Raw genomic sequence first — 18,699 nt, 5'->3', positions numbered from 1 at the left:
CGTAGCGGCCCTGAAATCAGGCGGCGGAGTTATACCTGACGTTTGTATTGGGGCCGCTACACGCCCCGACGCGGGGCAAGCCCGCTCGCCATCTATCACTTTTTGCCTGCCTTTCTATAACGATTCCAAGAGGAACAGACATGGCTGAAACGTCCCCCATCCGCTACAGCTTCGGCGGTGATGAACACCTGTTTGCCGAAGTCAGCGAGAGCATGTCCCTGCAGGCTTTTTTCAAGGGCATGGCCGTGACCCGCGCCGTGGAGCGCCTGGCGCTGGAAGGCGTGCTGGATGTGTGCCTGGCCAATGCGTCGTTCCAGATTCGCTTCGACCCCGATCGCATCGCCCCCCATGTGCTGCTCGACGCCGTGCAAAGCGCCGAAGCCCAGGCCGTGGCCGAACGCACCCTGCACACACGCATCATCGAAATCCCGGTGCTCTACAACGACCCCTGGACCCATGAAACCCTGATGCGTTTTCGCGACCGGCATCAAGACCCCAGCGCCACCGACCTGGAATACGCCGCGCGCATCAATGGCCTGGCCGATGTCGATGCGTTTATCGCCGCCCACAGTGGTGCGCCGTGGTTTGTCTCGATGGTCGGCTTTGTCGCGGGCTTGCCGTTCATGTTCCAGATGGTCGAGCGCGAGCGGCAGTTGCAGGTGCCCAAGTACCTGCGCCCGCGCACCGACACGCCGAAGCTGACGCTCGGCCATGGCGGTTGCTTCGGTTGCATCTACTCGGTGCGCGGCGCCGGCGGCTACCAGATGTTCGGCGTGACCCCGGCGCCGATCTACGATCCGGCGCAGCAGTTGGCCTACCTCAAGGCGCATATGGTGTTCTTCCGGCCGGGTGACATTGTGCAATTCAAACCCATCGACCGCGACGCCTACGACCTGGCGGTTGCCGAGGTGGAGGCAGGACGTTTCGACCTGCGCATCCGTCCGGTGGAATTTTCCCTCGATGCGTTTCTCGCCGACCCCATCGGCTATCCGAAAACCCTGCAGGAGGCGCTGGCATGATCAAGGTTCTCAAACCCGGCCTCGCCACCTCTGTGCAGGACCTGGGCCGCGAAGGCTATTACCACCTGGGCATTCCGCCATCGGGTGCATTGGACCAATACGCCTTGAGTGCAGCCAACCATCTGGTGGGCAACCCGGTGGGCGCAGCCGGCCTGGAGTGCACCTTGATCGGGCCGGAACTGGAGTTTCAACGAGATACCCTGGTCGCGCTCAGCGGTGCGTTGATGTCGCCGCGCCTGGACGGTGAAGTGGTGCATCAGGACACCGCGTTCCAGGTGCGTGCCGGGCAGGTGCTGCGTTTCGAATTTCCCAAGGCCGGTGCCCGCACTTACCTCGCCGTCGCCGGTGGCATTGACGTGCCGTTGGTGCTCGGCAGCCGTTCCACTTACACCCTCGGTGCCCTCGGAGGTTTCCACGGGCGACGCTTGCAGGAGGGCGATGAATTGCCCATCGGCGACGCCAGCGGTCTCGGACGTGCGGGCAACAGTTTGCCGATGGCGTTGCGCCGCTCGGTGGGCGGCGATATCACATTGCGCGTGGTGCCAGGCCTGTATTACGAGCGATTGGCGGCGGGGGCCAAGAGCAGCTTTTTTGCCGAACCGTGGACGGTCGGCTCCGAGGCGGACCGCATCGGCTATCGCTTCAAGGGCGGCAGTGCGCTGAGCTTTCAACCGCGTGAGCAGCCGTTCGGCGCGGGGTCGGATCCGTCGAATATCGTCGACAGTTGCTACCCGATTGGCTCGATCCAGGTACCGGCGGGGCTGGAGCCGATTGTGCTGCATCGGGACGCGGTGTCGGGCGGTGGCTACGCGATGATTGGCACGGTGATCAGTGCCGACCTGGACTTGATCGGGCAGATGCAGCCGAACCAGCGGGCGGGGTTTGTGGCGGTGACGTTGGAAGAGGCGTTGGAGGCGCGGCGGGTGTACAAGAAACGGCTCAAGGCCATGGCGGGACTCTTCAGCAACTGATACGACACACATCCAAATGTAGGAGGGAGCAAGCCCCCTCCCACATTTTCAATCTGGGTTGCGTCAGAACAGTTTGGTGAACAGCCAGTACAGACTACCGGATAGCAGAATCGCCGCTGGCAAGGTGAGCACCCACGCCATCAGCAAATTGCGGATCGTCCGCATCTGCAACCCACCCCCATTGGCCACCATGGTCCCCGCCACACCGGACGACAACACATGGGTGGTCGACACCGGCAGCCCGAACATATCCGCTGCGCCAATGGTCAGCATGGCCACGGTCTCGGCCGAGGCGCCTTGGGCGTAAGTCAGGTGGGTCTTGCCGATCTTCTCGCCCACGGTGACCACGATGCGCTTCCAACCGACCATGGTGCCCAGCCCCAGGGCGATGGCCACGGCGATCTTCACCCACAGCGGGATAAACCGTGTGGCATTGTCGATCTGTTGCTTGAACAGTTGCAGCTTGTCTTGGGTGTCGGCGTCGAAATTACCAACCTTGCCTTTGTCCATCAGGCGAATGGTTTCGCTGCTCAGGTACATGTCGTTACGCACGTTGCCCACGGCTTCGGCGGGGACTTTGGCCAGGGAGCCGTAGCCTTTGACTTCGTCGCCGATCTGGCCGGCGAGGGCGGCGAGGGCCGGGACCAATTCGGGCGTGGCTTCCTTGGTGCGCACGTAGGTCGAGAGAACCGGCCGTGGGTCGCCCGTCAACGCTTGCGGCGCCGTTTTCATCAGTGCCACCTGGGTCACTTCGGCGACGGCGGCGAACTGCAACGATTGCTCGGCCGGCATGGTGCGGTTCAGCGCGTAGGCCATCGGCAAGGTACCGACCAGGATCAGCATGATCAGGCCCATACCTTTTTGCCCATCGTTGGAACCGTGGGCGAAGGACACGCCGGTGCACGTGAGGATCAGCATGCCGCGGATCCACCACGGCGGCGGGGTGTCGCCTTTGGGCGCCTTGTACAACGCGCGGTTTTTCACAAAGGCGCGCAGGGCCAGCAACAGCAAGGCGGCGAAGGCGAAGCCGATCAGCGGCGAGAGCAGCAGGGCATAACCGATCTTGATCGCCTGGCTCCAGTCCACACCGCTGGTGCCGTCACGGCCGTGCATCAAGGCATTGGCCACGCCGACGCCGATGATCGAACCGATCAGGGTGTGGGACGAAGAGGCCGGCAACCCCAGCCACCAGGTGCCGAGGTTCCACAGGATCGCGGCGATCAGCAAGGCGAAGATCATCGCGAAGCCGGCCGATGAACCCACCTGCAAAATCAACTCCACCGGCAGCAAGGCAATGATGCCGAACGCCACCGCGCCGCTGGACAGCAGCACACCGAGGAAGTTGAAAAAGCCCGACCACACCACCGCAAACTGCGGCGGCAGCGAGTTGGTGTAGATCACCGTCGCGACCGCGTTAGCGGTGTCGTGGAAGCCGTTGACGAATTCGAAACCCAGGGCGATCAACAGCGCCACACCCAGCAGCAGGAAAGGGGTCCACGTGGTGAGCTGGGCGCCCATTTCGTGCATGTCGTGCATGAGGCTGTAGGCGGTAAACAACAGGCCCATGGCGAGTACGGCGAAGAAAACGATCACTGTCACCAGGCCGGGTTTCTTGTCCAGGCGCGGTCTTGAATCGACGGAGGATGAGTGCGTGGAGGCAGTCAGGGAAGGGGTGGCCATGCCGGGGCATCCGTGTGGGGAGGATGCCGTTCATATTCGTTGCAGAATGTTACAGCGATGCTGCCACAAGTCATTGTTTAGGTAATTGGATCTGCCACTGGTCTATAAAGCGCCGGGGAGACCAAGGGTCTACACAACTTTTCAGACCCAGGCACATCTCCTTGTGGCGAGCGGGCTTGTCCCGCGTTGGGCTGCGTAGCAGCCCCTGTCAAGAGGAACGCGGTGTATCAGACACTCTGTAGAGGCCGGTTTTGGGGCTGCTTCGCAGCCCAACGCGGGACAAGCCCGCTCGCCACAACAGCGCTGTCTGCCGGGTTATCGGGGGCAAGCTTCTTCCCATGTCAATTTGAAAACTTGCGAAACGCCCAGCGCCCGGCGATCAGCGTGAAGGTCGCAACCAACGCCACCAGGATCCAGAATCCTTCCGGGTCCTGTGAAAGCGGTACACCGCCCACGTTCATGCCGAAAAAACCGGCGATGATGTTGATCGGCAATGCCAACACCGTCACCACGGTAAGGGTGAACAGCGTGCGGCTGCTTTGCTCGTTGAGGTTGGCGGCGATCTCTTCCTGCAGCAGCTTGATCCGTTCGCCCAGCGCCGTCAGGTCGTTGATGATCAGCGCAAACTCCTCGGTGGATTTGCGCAACTCCTTCACATCTTCTTTTTGCAGCCATTGCGGCGGGCGGTTGAGCAGGCGCAGCAGCGAGCCCGGCTCCAGCGCGAGCAGGCGTTGCAGGCGCACCAGCACCCGGCGCGCCGCACCCAGTTCCGCGCGGTTGGTGGACAGGCGCGAGGACAGCAACTGGTCTTCGATATGGTCGACGCTGATGCTGGTCTTGCGCACGATCTGCGTCAGCACTTCACCCTGGTCGCGCAGCAGGTGCACCAGCAGTTCCAGCGGTGAGCGAAAGCGTTCGCCGGCCTTCACCGACGAGCGCAACTTGTCCACCGAGTGCAGGGGTTGCAGGCGTGCGCTGATCAACAGCCGGCTGCGGGCGCACACCCACAGCGTGGAAATGTCCGACGAAACCATGCTGCTGAAGTTGAACACCACGTCGTTGACCACCGCCAGCAAGGCGGAGTCGACGTGTTCGATACGCGTGGAGCGTGAACCTTCGTGCAAGGCCTCGAAGAATTCTTCGGGCAAATCCAGGTTTGCCTGCATCCAGCGCTCGCACGCCGCGTGCGCCAGGTTCAGGTGCAGCCACAGGAACTCTTCCGGATCGGCGGGTTGCTGCAAGGCCTGGAGCGCGGTGGCCGAATCAATCTGTTCACCCTTTTCACCGGGGCGAAAACGAAAACCGTAGAGCAAGCCAAACAGATCGGAATCCTGGTGGCTGTGGTCAATGCTGTGGTTCATGGAGGCTCGCAGAGAAAAGGCCTGTAGGACGTTTCACAGGTCGCGTGGCGAATCATTACAGGGATATTTGACATTTTTATGACGGCTTTGAATTTGTTTCTGTTGAGTGACATTTTATTGACCGCTCATCAGGAATCGCTCAAGAAGGCTCTAACACGGCCGATTCAGGCCATAAGCACCGCTGTGGACGGGTGGTGCCTCTGACGACAGGGAAGTCATGGCGTGCTAGCACCCTTTCCCCTGTTTCGAGGTTTCCCCCGATGAATGTTTTGCGAACCTCCCTGCGGGCACAGATCCTGTCACTGCTCGGTGGCAGCCTGCTGGCGATGCTGTTGATCGCCCTGGCGTGTTTCAACTTTCTCTCCAACGGTGTGCAGAGTTACCGCAGTTTGCTCGAAGGGCCGTTGCTCACCTCCCAACTGATCGATGAAGCCAACCTGCAATTCAAGGTGCAGGTCCAGGAATGGAAAAACGTGCTGTTGCGCGGCAAACAGCCTCAGGACATGGAGAAATACTGGGGCCAGTTCCAGGACCGCCAACGTGATGTCCAAGGCATCCTCACGCGCTTGGTCAGCCAGACCCGCAGCGACGCAACCTTGAGCCAACGCATCGAAACCTTGCGTCAGGAACACCAGCAACTGGGTGTCGCTTACCAGCGCGGGCGTGATGCCTACGTGGCGGCGGGTGCAGATCCTACGGCGGGCGACACGGCCGTGAAGGGGGTGGACCGCGCCGCCAGCGAGCAGATGAGCGCTCTCGTCAGCGACCTGCGCGAACAAGGCGCACAAAAGTCACTGGCCATCAGCGCCTATGCTGAGCGCACGGTGTTGGTGGGCCTGGCAATCATGCTGCTATCGGGTGCCTTGATCGGCCTGTTCAGCCTGTGGCTGATCAACCGCAACCTGATTCTGCCGATCCGTGGCCTGATCGACTATGTCACCCAACTGAGCCATGGTCGTTTTGCCCAGCGCGTCACCAGCAAGCGCCAGGATGAATTGGGCCAATTGGCGGCTGCCGCCAATACCCTGCGCGACTTCCTCGCCGAGACCTTCAGTCGCTTGCAACGCAGCGCCACCGATCTGGTCAGCGCCAGCGGCGAGTTGAACTCGATTGCCGGGCTGATGGCCACTGGCACTCACGAGCAATTCAACCGCACCGACCAGGTAGCCACGGCCATGACCGAAATGTCGGCCACCGCCCAGGAAGTCGCCCGTCACGCCGCCAGTGCCTCGCGCGCTGCCGATGACGCTGACCAGTCGGCCCGCGAGGGCGGTGAAGTGATGAAGGTCACCATCGCCACCATCGGCCAGATGCGCACGGAAATTCTCAACACCGGCACCATCATCCGGCGCCTGGAAACCGACAGCGTGCGTATCGGCAAAGTGTTGGAAGTGATTCGCGGGATCGCCGAGCAAACCAACCTGCTGGCGCTGAACGCCGCGATCGAGGCGGCCCGTGCAGGCGAGGCGGGGCGCGGTTTTGCGGTGGTCGCCGATGAAGTCCGCAGCCTGGCGCAACGCACGGCGGCGTCGATCATCGAGATCAACCAGATTATCCATGCCGTGCAGACCGGTGCGATCGATGCCGCCGAGGCGATCGTCAGCGGCCAGTCGTGCAGCGATGACAGTGTGGAAAAAGTCAGCCAGGCCGGCGCCATGCTCGATCACATCACCCAGGCAGTGGAAGCGATCCGCGACATGAACCGCCAGATCGCCACGGCGGCCGAGGAACAGACGTCGGTGGCTGAGGATATTTCGCGCAATATCACCCAGATCACTACCGTGGCCACGGCCAACCTCGACAATGTGCAGCGCACCGAAGCGGCGAGCCACAACCTGCGTAGCTTGTCCGGCGAGTTGAATGAGGTGACCGCGCGTTTGAGCGCCTGATCAGCCGGTGGGCAGGCTGAACGTGAACACCGTGCCGTGCTCGGCGCTGGTGGACACGTTGAGTTCACCGCCATGGGCCTCGGCAATCTGCTTGACGATATACAACCCCAGGCCCAGGCCGGCCTGGGGCGTGTTCGTCGCCGGGCGTGAGTAAGGCTCGAACAGACGGGGCAGGGCTTGCGCGTTGATCTGTCCGGGGTTTTTCACCGACAGATGGAAACGGTCTTGCTCGACCTGCGCATGCACCTCCACGGGGCCGTCATGGTTGCCATGGTGGATGGCATTGGCGACCAGATTGGAGAGCAACTGCGCCAGGCGGTCACGGTCACCACGCACCCCTTGCAGGTCGCCGATATCTGCGCGGATGACCCGCTGCGGATGCACGCTCTGCACCTCCGACACCACATGCTGCAATGCCGCCTGCAAACCCTGGCAATCGCCGATGTTCAGCGGGATGCCGGTGCCCATGCGGCCCCTGGCGAAATCCAGCACGTCTTCCACCAACTGCGCAGCGCGCCGGCCGCTGGTGAGGATATGCCGCACGAGGGTGTCGGTGGCCGGGTCCGGGTGCTTGCGCAGCAGCCGTTCGGCAGCGACGTTAATTGCAAACAGCGGGTTGCGCAGGTCATGGCCGAGCACGGCGATAAATTGCTCGCGCAGTTCGGCGGTGCCGCGTTCTTCCTGCAATTGCGCCTGGGTGTGCTGCGCGGCTTCTTCGGCTTCGATCTGCAACGACAGCACGCGGGCGAACGACTCCATGGTCGACTGGATCGTACTGCTGCGCAGCACGGCGGGGTTGGGGTCCAAGGCGCAGATCGTGCCGAAAAAGCGCCCGTCGGTGCGGAACACCGGCACCGAAATATAGCTTTCGAAGTGATACAGGCGCGGCGTGTGGTGGTCGTGGTAGAGCGGGTCTTCGCTGGCCTTGTCGATCACCACGGACACATGGGAACCGCGAATCTCGTGGCAGATCGTGGTGGTCAGGTCCAGCTCGCCACCGACGCCGAGGCCGAAGTCCAGTTGGTCGAGCACGGCACAGGCGGTCCAGGTGTCGTCGGTCACCCGCGCCACCGCGGCGAAGCGCAGGCCGGTCATGTCGCTGATGACTTGGAGCATCGCGGGTACGGCACTGATTCGGCCAATAGTGGCGATGTCGGCGGCTTTTTGCCCCATGCAGCAGTCTCGGCAAGTGGTGAGCGGGAGGGAGGCTCAGTTCAGTGCCTGGGATTTTAGCGACCTTGTGTGATATAGGTGTAATTTCATTCGGTAAATTAAGTTTTTTCCTATGCGTGGTGAGCGAGCGCGCATAAAAAAACCGCGCCACCCGGAGGTGGCGCGGTTTCAGGTGACGGGGGTCACTCAGGTGTCGAGTTTGTCTTCCAGTACGGCGCCAGTTTTGGCGTCGAGTTTGACTTCAAACTTCTTGCCGGCGGTGTCGGTCAGATCGACTTCGTAGACCAGTACGCCGCTGTTGTTGTGGTCCAGTTCGGTGTCGTTGATCGTGGCACCGGCGTGCTTGGCCACGGCAGCGGCGTTGAGCTTGTCGAAAGGCATCACCGCGCCGGACTTGAGCAGGCCTTCAATGTGGTCCGGGCGAACATCAGCCTGGGCCAGGCCGGCGCTCAGGGTCAGGGCGGTGGCAGCGAACAGGGCAGTCAGGGTTTTCATAGTGTGTGTCCTTTTTCGGTGAGCTGTTTAAGTGGCGCCAGATTAACCAGCGCAACTTAATTCATCCTTAATGGCGCACTGACACCAATGCCCGAGGCTCTCAGTACTTATAGTCGTTCAGCAGGTCTTGCACGCTGGACGACGGCCAGCGCTTGTAGAACTTCAACAGTTCGGCGGCGCGGTTGGTGAAGATGCCGTCGACGCCGGCTTTCATCACTTTGTCGAAGTCGACCGGCTCGTCCACGGTGTAGACGTGCACCAGCAGACCTTTGTCGTGGGTCAGCTTGTTCATCTCAGGCTTTACCAGGTCCGAATAGCTCTGGTCACCGTGGTCGGTCAGCTCAGCCGAAGGACCGGTGCCGATGGCGCCGAGGCTCTTGGCTTCGTCGACCCATTTTTCGAACTCGGCGGCGTCTTTCGGCTCTTGCTTGGCGTAGTAGGCGGCCTTGGTCGGTTCGCCGGACTCGGCGAAGGTCTGCGTGGATTTCGGCTCGATGCTGCCTGGGCCGACCCACAACAGCAGGATCTTCGGGGTGTTCGGCATTTCTTTCTGCAGCTCTTTCAAACTGTCTTTTTCAAATGTCTGCAACACCACGCGGCCCTTGCCCTGGCCGACACCGGTATTGCTCTTGCCCAGCTTGGAGCCGGCGGAGCTCAACCAGCCCTTGTCCAGCAGCTTGTTTTTCAGGTCGGCTTCGATGCCCGGGAATTGCTTGGGCTCCTTGGTCTCGATGTACAGGCCGGGTTTGTGCTGCGGGTTGCCTTCGGCGATCTTGATGATGTCGTCCAGGCTCAGGATCTTCAGGCCAACGAAACCTGGACGCGCGCGGTCCGGGTAGGCGGCGTTGAACCAGCTGCCGGCGTCGAGGGTTTGCAGTTCTTTCCAGGTGAACTCGTTGGCCGGGGCGTCTTTGCGCTCGGGGAACTTGGTGGCCACGTCGGTGGTGCGCTGCAGGTTGTTGTCGTGCAGGGCAAACAGTACGCCGTCCTTGCTGCGCTGCAGGTCCATTTCCAGATAGTCGGCACCCAGGTCGCGCGCGACTTTGTAGGCGGCGGCGGTGGATTCCGGCGCGTCGTAGGACGCGCCACGGTGAGCGATCACGGCGGGGTAGGGAATGCCTTCGTTTGTCGCCAATTCAGCCGGGCTGATCGGTTCGGCCGCCTGTGCCTGGCCGAGGCCAAGCGCCAGGGCGAGCAGCAGGGCGCTCTTGGAAAACGTGACAGGCATATGCGAAGTCCTTTCGTGGAGGTAGCTTTGAGAAGGCCTCCTTTTTAACAATTGATTGCGAAAGGCGCTATCACCAAACCGACATTAACGTGCGCACGCGCCAATTTTGTCGGTTTTTTTGCGCTGCATTGCAGTACTCTTGCTCGCAGCCGTCCCGCTAGAGGACGGTACTTTCCGCCACGCGTGTAAACCATCTTTCCAGTCCCTGTGGGACTTTTCAGTGAGGTTTACCATGCGCATCACCTCCGAGCTTATCTGCCAGGCCGCCGACCAACTCCACGGTTTTGTTGGCCTCAACCGCAAGACCGGCCAGTACATCGTGCGTTTCAGCGAAGACTCCTTCGGCATGGACGTGGCTGACGACGGCATCATCCCCACCGCTGAATTTGTCTGGCTGCCGGCCCCCGAGCAGACCATGACCTTGTCCCGCGAGCGTATCCAGTTGCTGCTCGACCAGAATATCGACGACCGCATCAATATCAGCGAGCCGCTGCGGGTGTATATGAAACGGGTGGAGATTCCACAGATCAGCGCGTTGCGCAGTCTGGTGAGCTAGACGGCATAGGCGGTAAGCGAGCCTTGCGTGGCAGGCTGGTTTTCTGTGGTGTGCGGGCTTGTTGTAGCAAGCAGGCTCGCCACAGAGAGCCGGGCGATACGAAGGTTAATGGCCTTGGAATGTGTAGGCCCGTTCCACCTTGCACACCCGTGTCTGAAACGCCGAGTACCAGGTGGCGCGTCCTTGTTCACGCACCGCCCGATGCTCGGCCTGCTGTTTCCAGGCCAGGATCGCCGCCTCGCTGCTCCAGTACGACACGGTAATCCCCAGCCCATCCTCCCGCGCCGATTCCACTCCGAGAAAACCCGGTTGTTCGTGCGCCAGCTCCAACATGCGGGCGGCGGCCTGGCCGTAGCCTTGATCACCCTCGGTGCGCAATGAGCTGAAAATTACCGCGTAGTAGGGTGGGGCGGGTGTCTTGGCGATCATGCCGAGCACTCCTGGCAAGCCTTGAGCAGGGCCAGTGCCAGCGGCGGGGTGATGCCCTTGAGCGCGGCGCGTTCGGGCTGGAACAGCGTGGCGACGAAGAACGGATGGTCAAGCAACTCCACCGCACGCAGGTCGCCGGCCGAATCATGCCCGCTGGCGATCAGTTCGCGTTCCAGCAAGGCCGCGGCGAACGCGGGGTTCATGCCGTAGCGGCAGCGATAGCCCTCCTCGATGTCCAAGCGGCCGTAGGCTTCGGCGATGCGCGTATAGGCTGCCAATCCCACGGTGTCGGTGGCTTCTACCAGGGAGCAGCTTAGGGGAATGATCACCGCGCGCTTTGCATCCGGCGCCAGTTCGCCGTGTTCCGCGTCGGCCCAGCCAAGCACATTGCGGGCGTATTCCAGCACCGCGTGTTGAAAACCGCCGCAGGTGCCGAGGAAAGGTCGCCGTTGTTCGCGGGCAAAACGTATCGCCCGCAGTGCGCCTTCGGTGTCGCGGTAGGGGCTGGCGGGCACGCACCAGAAACCGTCGAAGCCGTGCAGTTCAGTGGTCGGTGTGAGGGTGTCGGTGTCCAGCCATTGCGGGTGAACCTTCAGGCCCAGCGCTTCGGCAGCCAATTGCAATGCAACGGGAATGGCCTGGTGCGCAATGACATCGGGGTTGTAATCGCCGATCAGGGCAAGGTGCAAGGTGGTGGCTTTCATCGTGGGCATCCCATGGCTTGTAGTGTCCTGATGCACATAATAGATTGGCGCCCACGCAATCAATATTGGCGTTTGCCCACATGCTCAATGCAGCCACGCACTATCAAATCGATTACCCCGACCTATCGCTGATCCTCGCCCTTGTGCGTGGCGGCACTCTGGCGCGGGCGGCGGCGTTGTTGCGGGTGGATGTGTCCACGGTATTTCGCGCGGTGCGTAGGCTTGAGGCCGCAGTGGGCCAGACGCTGTTTGAAAAAAGCCGCGCCGGCTACCTGCCCACCAGCCTGGCGAGCAACCTCGCGCAGCAGGCTGAACGTGCCGAGCAGGCGCTGGAAGCGGCGCGAATCGGCGTGGAGCAGGGCGGCGAGGTGATCAGCGGCACGGTGCGCCTGACCTGTACCGACTCGGTGCTGCAAGGGCTGTTGTTGCCGGCGCTGGCGCAGTTCATGCCGGACTACCCGGCGTTGACCCTGGAGCTGAGCACTTCCAATGACTTCGCCAATCTGAGCCGTCGCGATGCCGACATCGCCCTGCGCCTGACCAAGGCACCGCCGGAGCATCTTGTTGGCCGTTGCCTGGGGGCCGTGACGTATCAGGTGTGTGCCAGCGCTACGTATGCGCGTCAGCACGCCGGTCGCACACTGGCAGAGCTCGCTTGGATCGCGCCGGATGACTTCCTGCCCGATCACCCCACGGTGGCGTGGCGCCGCGAGCACCTGCCCGGTGTGCGCCCCAGTTACCGCTGCAACAGCATGCTGTCGGTCACCGAACTGGTGCGGGCCGGTTTGGGCGTAGCGGCGCTGCCGGATTTTCTACTGGATGACCGCTTGCAGCCCCTGGGCCCCGCATTGGCGGGGCACGATACGGCGTTATGGCTGTTGACGCGTCCCGATTGCCGGGCGTTGCGCTCGGTGGTGACGCTGTTTGATGAGCTGGGACGGCATGTGCAGATGAAACCCTGACACAGCATAGAACCAGTGTGGGAAGGAGCTGACCCCCTCCCACATGGAATTCGCGTTGTTATTGAGGTTTTCGCACGTAATGCTCATGCATTTCGCACGTCAGGGTTTCGATGTGTTCGGTCAGTTGCTTGGTCATTTCCGTGAGCCGGGTGTTTTGCTCCAGCAATTCCAGCAGCTGTTTAGTGGTTTGTGCGGCCTGGGCCTGGCGTTCGGTATTGGCGATGGCCAGCGCTTCGCGGTGTTGCGCATCGGCGTCGGACTGGGCTTTGTCGCGAGCTGCCTGGCGCGTCTGGGCGAGCAGGATCAGCGGCGCGGCATAGGCTGATTGCAGGCTGAAGGCCAGGTTGAGCAGGATGAACGGGTACACGTCGAAGTGGGTGATACCGGTGACGTTGAGCACCACCCACAAGATCACGATCGCGGTTTGCGCACCGAGGAAGGTCGGTGTACCAAAGAAGCGCGCAAAAGCCTCGGCCTTGAGGGCAAAGGTGTCGTTGCCAAAGGTCGGCGCCAGGTGGGCATGGCGCCGGTGAAAGCGCAGGTGGTCGACGGGCGCGGTATCGGGCTTGTCTGGTGTCATGGTGGTCTCGGGTCATCAGCGTTAAGACAGTGAATCACTATAGTCCTGGCGACCTGTCTTACACATGAATAACCCGGGGCCTACTTAGTGGACGCCACGCTCATTGGCAAACGCACTCACCGCGTGTACCGCCTCGCTGGTGCCTTCACGAATCTGCAGGATCACCGTACCGGCCTGGTTGGCCAATTCCACACCCTGGGCGGCGCGGTCGCGGGTCGCGTCCATGCTGTCGATGGCTTGGCGGGTTTCAGCCTGGATCACCGCGATCATGCTGGAGATCTCCGTGGTGGAACCGCTGGTGCGCGCCGCCAGCTGCCGCACTTCATCGGCCACCACGGCAAATCCACAGCCTTGTTCACCTGCGCGCGCCGCTTCGATAGCGGCGTTGAGTGCCAGTAGGTTGGTCTGGTCGGCAATGCCACGAATGGTGTTGACGATGGTGGTGATCTGCTGCGAGCGCTCGCCCAGCTTGGCGATCAGTTGCGAGGAGTTGTCGATGTCCGAGGAAATTTCACGCATGCCGCTGGCTGTTTTCTGGATCACGTCGGCGCCTTTTTCCGCCATGTCCTGGGTGTGCAGGGACAGGTGATAGGCCTGGGCTGCACTCTGCGCGTCAGCGGCATGTTGTTGCACGCGTGCCGTGATGTCCGAGGCGAATTTCACCACTTTGCACAGGCGTCCGCTGGCGTCGTACACCGGGTTGTAGCTGGCTTCGAGCCACACGGGCTGGCCGTTTTTATCCACGCGTTCGAACTGGCCGCTGAACAATTCGCCCTGATTCAGGCGCCGCCAGAAGTCACTGTAGGCCGAGCTTGCGGCGGTCTCTGGTGTGCAGAACAGGCGGTGATGCTGGCCCTGGATCTGCGCCAGGCTGTAGCCCATGCGCTGCAGGAAGTTGGCGTTGGCGGTGATGATCGTGCCGTCGAGGTTGAACTCGATGACGGCCATTGCCCGGCCGATGGCTTCCAATTTGGCGTTGGCCTCGCTTTCGGCCTGCAGGCGCGGGGTGACGTCCAGGGCGTACTTCAACACTTTGATCACACGGCCTGTGTCATCACGCACCGGGGTGTAGCTGGCTTCCAGCCACACCGACTGACCGTTGCTGGCCACCCGTTCAAAGGTGCCGGACTGGAACTGGCCGTTTTGCAGGTTGGACCACAGCTGGTTGTACTCGGCGCTACGGGCAAAGGCGGGCGTGCAGAACATCCGGTGGGATTGGCCTTCGATCTGCTCGGCGCGGTAGCCCAGGGTATTGAGGAAGTTGTCATTGGCTCGCAGCACAACGCCTTGCGGATCAAATTCGATCACCGCCATGGAGCGCTCGATCGCGTCCAGCAGGCTGGCCTGGTGAGCCACGGTGTGTTGCAGGGTGTTGATGGTTTTCTTATGGGCGTTGAATAGCATGTTCGGGTGCTCGGGCAAGCATGCGTCGGGGAGTATCCATGTATATGCGCCTGCCCCCGTAAGGCATTCGCCGTACGGTTGACGTGCTCATTGTCAGCCTCCTTGTGCTGACAGCGGGGGTGGAACAACGGGTTAAGAGTGATCAGCCTGACAAGAAGTTCGCCCTATGGGCAGGACCATTTTTGGGCAGGCGACCAATGGAGGCATTATGCTATCGCCTACGGCGTTGGAAGGAAGATTCAGACGAGAAGTTGTAAGACAACTTCAGGCGGAACAGGCGATCCGGTCGTCACTGACGCTGACCCGATTACGCCCGGTGTCCTTGGCCGCATAGAGCGCCCGGTCCGCCGCATTCAGCCACATGGCTGCGTCTGTGTAGCGCGGCTGGAAATCCGCCAAACCGATGCTCAGGCTGACGCGCAATTCCGGTATTTGCGGGGTGCGGTAATTGCCGAATGTTTCGCGCATCTGCTCCATGATCTGCGCCGCTTGCTCCAGGGGCATTTGCGGAAGAATCACACAGAACTCGTCGCCACCGTAACGCCCGGCCAGGTCGTTTTCCCGCAGGTTGCGTCGCAGTTCCAGGCTCAGTTGCCGCAGCACTGTGTCGCCGACGATATGGCCGTGGGTATCATTGATCTGCTTGAAGTGGTCGATATCAATCAACGCGATGGTGGCGTGGCTTTGCTGCTGTTGGCACTTGTGGAACTTGAGGTGCAGCAGGTCTTTCCACGAGCCGTGGTTGAGCAGACCGGTGAGGCTGTCGGTGCGGCTCAGGGCACTGAGGGCGCGTTTATGTTCTGACAGTTTGATTGCCAGTTGATAACAGACCATGCCGATGGCCATGGGGTAGAGGGTCAGCATGGGCAGGCAGGTGTAGACCTGCAGCAGGCTGACCTCGGGGTTGAACTTGATGCCGAACAGTGCCCACGCCACGCCGACCCCTAGCCCTTGTGCGAGCAGGCCCCGCAGAAACAGGCGCCTGCCGCCGGCGGCGACGTTGTTCATGGTCATCATCGACAGGATGGTCACGGCCGTCAGCGGCGTGAACTGCGCGGCGGCGGCCCAGAACCCGCCGAATACCGAGTCATACAAGAAGTTGCGCTGTTCAGCCTGGTAAGGAAACTGCGAGCGGGTGGATAACTGGTAAGCCAGGTGCGCCCAGGCAAATCCATTGAGCAGCAACAACGCCCAGACCCAGCCCGGCATGGCCAGGGGGTACAAGGCGCCGGTGACGCTGATGCTGCCGACACCCAGGCCGATGATCCTTGGCTGGTAGATACGCCTGGCAAATGAGAGCCCTTTGCCTCGTCTGTTTTCCATAAATTCCTGGTTCAACTGTTTTTCACATATACGGCGGCTCGCGGCCACTGGATCACCCGTTGATCGGATAAGTCCTGTGAATATTGTCAGTTATTCGAGTAGGAATAATCAGTGGCCTTCCAGGCCATTTGCGCAAAACAGAGGGCGAATGCGTCAAAAGCGACCAGGAATGTCGCTCCTGCAATGGTTTTTACTGGGGGCGGGAGGCGCTGACTTCGTAGCCGGCAAGGAACAGGTCGATGGCTGACTCAATGACGCTGGCCTGGTGGACGGCATCCAGGGTCGGCTGGCCCAACGTGATCTGCGGCCAGAACGCGAAGGCCTTGAGCAGGCTCTGGATCTGATGGGCGGCAAACGCCGGGTCGGTGCAGGAGAGGCGGCCATCTTCCTGGGCGGCACGTACCCACTGGGTAAAGCCTTCTTCGCGCTGGCTCAGGCGGGTGACCATGTCTTGCGCACGTTCCGGTGAATGGATGGTGGCCGCGATGGCGACCCGGGCGAGGTCGAGGAAGTTGGTGTCCGACATCATCTTCATCTTTGCCTCCAGCAACCCGCGTAACTGTTCACGCAACGGGCGGTCGCTGGCGTAGCTGACGTCGAGTTGGGCGACGCTGCTGGCCCAGAGCTGGTGGAGAATTTCGGCGAACAACTCTTCCTTGCTGGGAAAGTGGTTGTATACCGTGCGTTTGGAAACCCCGGCGGTGGCGGCGATCTTGTCCATGCTGGTGACCTCGAAACCGTTGGCCCGAAACTCGGCGATAGCCGCTGCTACGATGGCTTCGCGTTTGCGGTCGGTGAGGCGTTGAGGGGCAGTCATGGATGGCGTTCGGCTCTTGAGGGGAAATTACACTGGGTAGTTTACTTGCTGCGGATTTTGTTGCAATCTTGAAACTACACTGTGCAGTGTAACTTATGAGCGGACCGTAGGAGTCACTCTGTAATGGCCATCATTTCACCCCCTGTCGACCGCGCGCCTTCAGCGCGCAAGCCTGCCGAACGGGACAAGGCGCACTTCAGCAACGACGCCCCTGTGCAACACGGCGGGTTTGCCAAAACGTTGCGTATTTTCTGGAACATGCTGTTCAACAAGCCCCGCACCACGCGACCGGTGGGGGCTATCCCCGTGCAGCCGCTGACCCGTGAACAACTGCTTGCAGCTCCTGACCACAGCGTCTTTCGTCTGGGGCATTCCACTGTCTTGCTGAAAATGCGCGGTAAATTCTGGCTGACCGACCCGGTGTTCGCCGAGCGCGCCTCGCCATTCAGTTGGGCCGGCCCCAAGCGTTTCCACCAGCCACCTATCAGTCTTGAAGAGCTGCCGCCCCTGGAGGCGGTGATTCTTTCCCACAACCACTACGACCATCTTGATCATAAGGCTGTCGTCCAATTGGCCGACAAGACCCGTTACTTTCTCGCGCCGCTTGGCGTGGGTGACATTCTGGTCAAGTGGGGCGTTGAGGCCAGCAAGGTTCGCCAGCTGGACTGGTGGCACGGCACCGAGGTGGAGGGTATTCGTTTCGTGGCCACACCCGCCCAGCATTTTTCCGGGCGTGGGCTGTTTGATGCCAACCAGACCCTATGGTGTTCCTGGGTGATGATCGACGGCGCGCGGCGGATCTTTTTCAGCGGCGACACTGGTTACTTCGATGGCTTCAAACGCATCGGCGAACAGTATGGCCCGTTCGATCTGACGTTGATGGAAACCGGTGCTTACAACGTTGACTGGCCCCATGTGCACATGCAGCCGGAGCAAACCCTGCAAGCGCATATTGACCTCAAGGGCCGCTGGCTGCTGCCGATCCACAACGGTACTTTCGACCTGGCGTTCCATGCCTGGCACGAACCCTTCGACCGCATCATGGCGCTGGCGTGGGAGCGCAACGTGTCGATTACCACACCGCCGATGGGTCAGGCGTTCAGTTTGAATCAGCCTGAGCGTGGGTATGCATGGTGGCTGGAAGTGGAAACCCAGCAAGCGCAAGAGCACCTCGTGAGCTGATGGCGCAGAGCCGCGGGGAAAAGGAGTTTGCAAGCTGTTTCCGCTCTGCGACAGGCTCTGGCGAAGGATGCGATGATCCCTGGAAAGTGATTTCAGGGGGGCGTTCTGATGGAAAGCAAAAGCAGCAAATACTTGCGAACGGGGGCGGTTTGCCAGGTGGGCCAGCCTCTGTCTTCGCTCTTGGAGATGAACTGCCCGGAGCCTGCAGGCCACCGCCCCTGCTCCGATCAATCGCCCCCTCGCAGTATCGAGTTTGATGTCCATCCCCGCCTTCAAACCTATTCCAACGGTGGTGTCCTGATCCCCGGGTATAACGCACCGGCACTTCCCATAAAACCCATGCGTGATCCCTCGTTGACGCTGATTGCCTTGAGCGGTATCGAACCCCAGGCTCCGGTGATGGTGGAGGTGCCCATGGTGCAGAACAACAACCCCTTTACCGTCACCCAGACGCTGGCCGGCAGGCGCGTGGGTTATGCCGACCGATATGGACGTGGCGATGATCACGAACCGATTCAACACCGAGCGCCGTTTATGGCTGCACTGGATGTTCTTCGCCGGGCGGGGGTGCAACTGTTGCCCGTGCCGGCACAACGTCTCGACAGAGACCTCACGCTCGACCTGCACAGTCAAAATGAAATCGATGGGCTTGTGAGTCGATATCGGCTGGATGCCCTGGTGTCGGACAGCGAAAGTGCGGCGTTCCATAGAGCGTGCTGGAGTGGTTACCCACGGTTTGGCGAGGCGCTCGATGAAGGCTCGACGTTGTGGTTCTACGGGGCGCGATGGTCGAAGGAATCGCTGGCGGCGCTGGTCCAGGGTTATCGCAATGCCAGTTCCCTGGGGAATGCACAGCATGGGCTACCTGGGGTGTTGAACAATACTACGCGTTGAACTGCCGACGTCGTGCTGGAAGGGGGGAGGGA

General features: G+C 61.2%; 18 protein-coding genes. 7 read left to right on the top strand and 11 right to left on the bottom strand.

What is annotated here, in order from left to right; genetic code table 11:
* Positions 1-140: 140 nt before the first annotated feature.
* Positions 141-1,019, top strand: coding sequence for an allophanate hydrolase subunit 1 (locus tag J1G35_RS27180; protein WP_053140000.1), 879 nt, complete (start codon positions 141-143; stop codon positions 1,017-1,019).
* Positions 1,016-1,990, top strand: a complete 975-nt coding sequence (locus J1G35_RS27175) for a biotin-dependent carboxyltransferase family protein (protein ID WP_223016527.1) — start codon at positions 1,016-1,018, stop codon at positions 1,988-1,990. The genes J1G35_RS27180 and J1G35_RS27175 overlap by 4 nt, the downstream gene beginning before the upstream one ends.
* A gap of 63 nt (positions 1,991-2,053) precedes the next feature.
* Here the strand turns inward: J1G35_RS27175 and J1G35_RS27170 are convergent, their stop codons facing one another.
* A complete protein-coding gene (locus tag J1G35_RS27170; protein ID WP_223016526.1) occupies positions 2,054-3,670 on the bottom strand; it encodes an inorganic phosphate transporter in 1,617 nt (538 codons plus the stop codon).
* Between the two features lie 341 nt (positions 3,671-4,011).
* A complete protein-coding gene (locus J1G35_RS27165; RefSeq protein ID WP_053140005.1) occupies positions 4,012-5,031 on the bottom strand; it encodes a transporter in 1,020 nt (339 codons plus the stop codon).
* 260 nt (positions 5,032-5,291) lie between these two features.
* Here J1G35_RS27165 and J1G35_RS27160 point away from each other — a divergent pair, with 260 nt between their 5' ends.
* Positions 5,292-6,920: a methyl-accepting chemotaxis protein gene (locus J1G35_RS27160; protein WP_223016525.1), complete on the top strand. Its 1,629-nt coding sequence runs from the start codon at positions 5,292-5,294 to the stop codon at positions 6,918-6,920.
* On the opposite strand, the gene J1G35_RS27155 is transcribed toward J1G35_RS27160, so the two are convergent.
* The 3 genes from J1G35_RS27155 to J1G35_RS27145 form a co-directional block, all read right to left on the bottom strand.
* Positions 6,921-8,093 carry a GAF domain-containing sensor histidine kinase gene (locus J1G35_RS27155; RefSeq protein ID WP_053140007.1) on the bottom strand — a complete coding sequence of 391 codons (1,173 nt, stop codon included), beginning with the start codon at positions 8,091-8,093 and terminating at the stop codon, positions 6,921-6,923.
* Positions 8,094-8,279: 186 nt separating this feature from the next.
* Positions 8,280-8,588, bottom strand: coding sequence for a PepSY domain-containing protein (locus J1G35_RS27150; RefSeq protein WP_223016524.1), 309 nt, complete (start codon positions 8,586-8,588; stop codon positions 8,280-8,282).
* Positions 8,589-8,688: 100 nt separating this feature from the next.
* Entirely contained in the window at positions 8,689-9,816 is a 1,128-nt protein-coding gene (locus J1G35_RS27145) for a glycerophosphodiester phosphodiesterase family protein (RefSeq protein WP_053140011.1), read from the bottom strand.
* Positions 9,817-10,048: 232 nt separating this feature from the next.
* On the opposite strand from J1G35_RS27145, the gene J1G35_RS27140 reads away from it, so the two are divergent.
* On the top strand, positions 10,049-10,372 hold the full coding sequence (locus tag J1G35_RS27140; protein ID WP_027605634.1) for a DUF2025 family protein: 324 nt from the start codon (positions 10,049-10,051) through the stop codon (positions 10,370-10,372).
* A gap of 105 nt (positions 10,373-10,477) precedes the next feature.
* On the opposite strand, the gene J1G35_RS27135 is transcribed toward J1G35_RS27140, so the two are convergent.
* A complete protein-coding gene (locus tag J1G35_RS27135) occupies positions 10,478-10,801 on the bottom strand; it encodes an antibiotic biosynthesis monooxygenase (RefSeq protein WP_053140013.1) in 324 nt (107 codons plus the stop codon).
* The gene (locus J1G35_RS27130; RefSeq protein WP_223016523.1) at positions 10,798-11,505 is read right to left on the bottom strand and encodes a CTP synthase; all 708 of its coding nucleotides are present in this window, start codon (positions 11,503-11,505) and stop codon (positions 10,798-10,800) included. Before J1G35_RS27130 ends, J1G35_RS27135 begins: the two co-directional genes overlap by 4 nt.
* Positions 11,506-11,585: 80 nt before the next feature.
* Here J1G35_RS27130 and J1G35_RS27125 point away from each other — a divergent pair, with 80 nt between their 5' ends.
* The gene (locus tag J1G35_RS27125; protein ID WP_223016522.1) at positions 11,586-12,467 is read left to right on the top strand and encodes a LysR family transcriptional regulator; all 882 of its coding nucleotides are present in this window, start codon (positions 11,586-11,588) and stop codon (positions 12,465-12,467) included.
* Positions 12,468-12,525: 58 nt separating this feature from the next.
* Here J1G35_RS27125 and J1G35_RS27120 read toward each other — a convergent pair whose 3' ends face one another.
* The 4 genes from J1G35_RS27120 to J1G35_RS27105 all read right to left on the bottom strand — a co-directional run bounded on the left by J1G35_RS27120 (position 12,526) and on the right by J1G35_RS27105 (position 16,591).
* Positions 12,526-13,047: a DUF1003 domain-containing protein gene (locus tag J1G35_RS27120; RefSeq protein ID WP_053140016.1), complete on the bottom strand. Its 522-nt coding sequence runs from the start codon at positions 13,045-13,047 to the stop codon at positions 12,526-12,528.
* A gap of 84 nt (positions 13,048-13,131) precedes the next feature.
* Positions 13,132-14,451, bottom strand: a complete 1,320-nt coding sequence (locus J1G35_RS27115; protein WP_223016521.1) for a PAS domain-containing methyl-accepting chemotaxis protein — start codon at positions 14,449-14,451, stop codon at positions 13,132-13,134.
* A gap of 264 nt (positions 14,452-14,715) precedes the next feature.
* Positions 14,716-15,774 carry a diguanylate cyclase gene (locus J1G35_RS27110; protein ID WP_053140018.1) on the bottom strand — a complete coding sequence of 353 codons (1,059 nt, stop codon included), beginning with the start codon at positions 15,772-15,774 and terminating at the stop codon, positions 14,716-14,718.
* Between the two features lie 190 nt (positions 15,775-15,964).
* Positions 15,965-16,591 (bottom strand): TetR/AcrR family transcriptional regulator, encoded by a 627-nt coding sequence (locus J1G35_RS27105; protein WP_223016520.1) that lies wholly within the window; start codon positions 16,589-16,591, stop codon positions 15,965-15,967.
* 123 nt (positions 16,592-16,714) lie between these two features.
* On the opposite strand from J1G35_RS27105, the gene J1G35_RS27100 reads away from it, so the two are divergent.
* Positions 16,715-17,773 (top strand): MBL fold metallo-hydrolase, encoded by a 1,059-nt coding sequence (locus J1G35_RS27100; protein WP_053140020.1) that lies wholly within the window; start codon positions 16,715-16,717, stop codon positions 17,771-17,773.
* Between the two features lie 339 nt (positions 17,774-18,112).
* Positions 18,113-18,667 (top strand): hypothetical protein, encoded by a 555-nt coding sequence (locus tag J1G35_RS27095; protein ID WP_223016519.1) that lies wholly within the window; start codon positions 18,113-18,115, stop codon positions 18,665-18,667.
* The last annotated feature ends 32 nt before the right edge of the window (positions 18,668-18,699 follow it).

Origin of the sequence: Pseudomonas sp. SH10-3B (assembly GCF_019891415.1) — a bacterium.
Lineage (GTDB): Bacteria > Pseudomonadota > Gammaproteobacteria > Pseudomonadales > Pseudomonadaceae > Aquipseudomonas.
This window is presented reverse-complemented; position numbering and strand designations above follow the sequence as displayed.